Annotated in this window: 4 protein-coding genes; all 4 read right to left on the reverse strand. The window is 68.4% G+C overall.

Annotated features, from left to right (window positions below; genetic code table 11):
- Window positions 1-941: YXWGXW repeat-containing protein (locus H0523_RS32385; protein WP_257225195.1), on the reverse strand; the 941-nt coding region annotated here is incomplete at its 3' end.
- 31 nt (window positions 942-972) lie between these two features.
- The gene (locus tag H0523_RS31695) at window positions 973-1,116 is read right to left on the reverse strand and encodes a hypothetical protein (RefSeq protein WP_006390060.1); all 144 of its coding nucleotides are present in this window, start codon (window positions 1,114-1,116) and stop codon (window positions 973-975) included.
- 249 nt (window positions 1,117-1,365) lie between these two features.
- Window positions 1,366-1,773 carry a DoxX family protein gene (locus H0523_RS31700; RefSeq protein WP_054430654.1) on the reverse strand — a complete coding sequence of 136 codons (408 nt, stop codon included), beginning with the start codon at window positions 1,771-1,773 and terminating at the stop codon, window positions 1,366-1,368.
- 171 nt (window positions 1,774-1,944) lie between these two features.
- Window positions 1,945-3,333 (reverse strand): ATP-dependent RNA helicase DbpA, encoded by a 1,389-nt coding sequence (gene dbpA / locus H0523_RS31705; RefSeq protein ID WP_054477597.1) that lies wholly within the window; start codon window positions 3,331-3,333, stop codon window positions 1,945-1,947.
- Between the last annotated feature and the right edge of the window lie 144 nt (window positions 3,334-3,477).

A 3,477-nucleotide genomic window follows, 5' to 3' on the forward strand; every position in this document is an offset into this window, starting at 1 on the left:
GGCGCGCGTCCCGGACCGGGCTGCTGCGCCTGGGGCGGCGTGCGCGCCTGCCCCGGGGCCGCGCCTGCCGGCATGGCGGCGGGATTGCCGCGGTTCATGTCCGGCCGCGCGCCGGGTCCGGCGCCATTGGGGCCATTGCCGGGGCCGCCGCCAGGGCGCTGGCCTTGCGGCGGCGCGTGGTCGACGAAGGCTTGCGGCGGACGTCCCTGGTTGCGGTCGAAGAACTGGGCGCGGTTGCCGCCGGCATCGCGGGCGAAGCCGCGTTGCAAGTCGGTGGGCGGACGGTGCGGCTCGTTGCGCGCGGCAACCTCGCGCGGATCGGCCCGGCGCTGGATGCCCGCCGGACCGCCGTTGTAGCTGATGCGGCGGTTGTCGATATTGTTGTTGACCACCACCGTGTGGTTGTAGACGTTGGTGACGCGGGTGACGTTGATGTTGGTCACGGCGCGGTTGTAGAAGAACCGGTCATGGTCCCAATAGCCGCCGACGAAGCCGATGCCGATATAACCAAAACCATAGTTGATGCCGCCATAAAAGCCGATATGCGGGCCCCAGTAGCCGGCGTGCCACAGGTAGACGCCGTCGACGAAGCCCCAGTACCCCGGGGTCCACAGCGCGCCGGTGTAGGGCGCCAGCACCCAGGCGCCGGGGACCCAGAAATAGCCGTAGCGGTTCAGGCTCCAGTAACCCGGAACCCACATGTAGCCGTCGCCGGGGGCGGGCGGCTGGGTGTAGACCGGCAGGGGCGGGGGCGGTTGGGGGCTGCGGTCGATCGGCGCCAGGTTGGCATTGGCGGGATCGCCGCTGTCGTAGGCCGGGGCGGCTGGCGCGGGCGGCGCGGGCGGCGGCGCATAGGTCTGCGCCACCGCGCCCGCGCCGACCGTCATCAGGATGGCGGCGGCCAACGGACGCAAGTGGGGAATCCTGGCGATGGCATTCATGGCGTTTCCTTTGCGCGATGGGGCGCGTGGATCAATAGCCGTGGTAGTAGTAATGCGGCGCAGGGTAATAGTAATAGGCGGGCGCCGGCCGGTAGTAGGCCGGACGCGCCGGCACCACCACGCAACCGGAAAGGGCGCTGGCCATCGCCAGCATCAACAGAATCGTCTTCTTCATTTGGGATCTCCTGCCGAGCGCCTGGCGTGCGTCACGCCTTCTTTGGGCTCGTAGGGATTAGGCCATGGCCGCGGGGGCGAGTTCTGGGTCTGTAATGGATCCGAAACAGCTTTCAGGTGACGGATGTTTGCGCCGGCGTGACCGTTGATGTCGTTCGTAGCAATTGTTCCGGCGCGCGCCGGCCTTGCGCCCATGAAAAAAGGCCGCCTCGCGGCGGCCTTCCGGGTGGCGCGGTTTGCGCCGGGGCGGTCAGTTCCAGCGGCCGCCGTTGCCGGCCAGGCTGAAGCGGCCGGCGCCCATGAAGGCGATGGCCAGGGCCGTGAACAGGAACATGCCTTGCAGTTCCAGCGCCCAGCCGCCGTTGTTGGTCAGGCTGGTGAATTGGCCGGTGTGCGCCAGCAGGATCGCGACCACCATGTTGATGGCGATGATCAGGCCGCCCAGGCGGGTGTAGATGCCAACGATCAGCAGCACCGGCGCGAGGATTTCGCCGATGTAGACGCCATAGGCCAGGAAGCCGGGCAGTCCGTGCGAGGACAGCATGCCGCCAATGCCGCCGACGCCGCCGCCGGTGATCTTGAACAGGCCATGGAGCAGAATCAGAATACCGAGGGTCAGGCGCAGGATCAGCTTGCCGGTGTCATCGGACTTGATCATGGTGGATTTCTCTTTTGATGGTTAAGGGATGCAATGCGCCGGTTGGAGCGCACGCCGAGCCTTTGGTTCCCGCTCCCGCGCCGGGGTGGCGCGAGGTGGGCCATTATTGCAAATCCCGAATATGACCATCAAGCGTTTACGTCCGCGTGGCGGGCGCCCGCTGACGAATGCTTACAGTTCCTCGAGGTAGCGCATGCGGAAGCGCCGGCCCTTGATATTGCTGTTGGACAGGCGCGAGAAGGCCTGCTTGGCGATCTTGCGGTCCAGCGCCACGTAGGCGTTGAACTCGGTGATGTTGATCTTGCCGACCTGCTCGAAGGCCAGGCCGCCGTCGCCGGTCAGGGCGCCCAGCAGGTCGCCGGGGCGCAGCTTGTCCTTCTTGCCGCCCTGGATGCACAGGGTCACCATGGGCGCGCGCAGCGGCCGGTCGGCCTTGGGGCGCAGCGATTTCAGGTCGCCCCAGGTCAGCGGCGCGCCCTGGTATTGCTCGATCAGGTTGGCCCAGCGCATTTCGTCGGGCGAGCACAGGCTCAGGGCCAGGCCCTTCTGCTCGCCGCGGCCGCTGCGGCCGATGCGGTGCACGTGGACCTCGGTGTCCTTGGTGACGTCGACGTTGATGACCGCGCCCAGGTTCTGGATGTCCAGGCCGCGCGCGGCCACGTCGGTGGCCACCAGCACGGCGCAGCTCTGGTTGGCGAACTGGATCAGGATCTCGTCGCGCTCGCGCTGTTCCAGGTCGCCGTTCAGCGCCAGGGCGCTGATGCCCTCGGCCTGCAGCCGTTCGACCAAGTCGTGGCTGCGGATCTTGGTGTTGCAGAAGGCCAGCGTCGAGACCGGGCGGAAATGCGCCAGCAGCCTGGCCACGGCGTCCAGGCGCTCGTCGGGGTCGATCTCGTAGAAGATCTGTTCGATGCGGCTGGCGTCGTGCTGGGCCTCGACCTTGACCTCGGCCGGGTTGCGCAGGAAGCGCGCGCTCAGCTTGCGGATATTGTCGGGGTAGGTGGCCGAGAACAGCAGGGTCTGGCGCTTGGCGGGGCAATGCGAGGCGATCGCCACGATATCGTCGTAGAAGCCCATGTCGACCATGCGGTCGGCCTCGTCCAGCACCAGCGTGGTCAGGCCGGACAGGTCCAGGCTGCCGCGTTCCAGGTGGTCCTGGATGCGGCCGGGCGTGCCCACCACGATGTGGGTGCCGCGCGCCAGCGATTCCGCTTGCGGGCGGGCCGCGGCGCCGCCGCACAGCGTCAGGATCTTGACGTTGGCGATCTGGCGCGCCAGCCGGCGCAGTTCCTGCGCCACCTGGTCGGCCAGCTCGCGGGTCGGACAGAGCAGCAGCGCCTGCGGCGTCAGGCGGGTGGCGTCGAGCTTCTGCAGCACGCCCAGGCCGAAGGCCGCGGTCTTGCCGCTGCCGGTCTTGGCCTGCGCGATCAGGTCGCGGCCCTCCAGGATCAGCGGCAGGCTTTGCGCCTGGATCGGCGTCATGTGCTCGAACCCCAGGCTTTGCAGGTTGTCGAGCAGGGCGGGCAGGAGGGGCAGGGTGGTAAAGGGCGTCTGGGTCACGGTCGGGCTCTCGCAGGAACTGCGATAAATGCGGATACGGCCGACAGTGTAAGGCCTGGGGCCTCGGCGCGGCCCGGCGCGGTGGCGCGGCGCAGGCGGGCGCCGGCCGCCGGCGGGGTCAGGCCGACGGTTCGTAGGTGCCGG

The organism is Achromobacter insuavis, assembly GCF_902859645.1.
GTDB classification, from domain to species: Bacteria; Pseudomonadota; Gammaproteobacteria; order Burkholderiales; family Burkholderiaceae_B; genus Achromobacter; species Achromobacter insuavis.

Bases quoted from the DNA above. Each gene is read 5' to 3' on its own strand.
- H0523_RS31695 (WP_006390060.1), bottom strand. From the start codon at position 1,116: ATGAAGAAGACGATTCTGTTGATGCTGGCGATGGCCAGCGCCCTTTCC.
- H0523_RS31700 (WP_054430654.1), bottom strand. From the start codon at position 1,773: ATGATCAAGTCCGATGACACCGGCAAGCTGATCCTGCGCCTGACCCTC.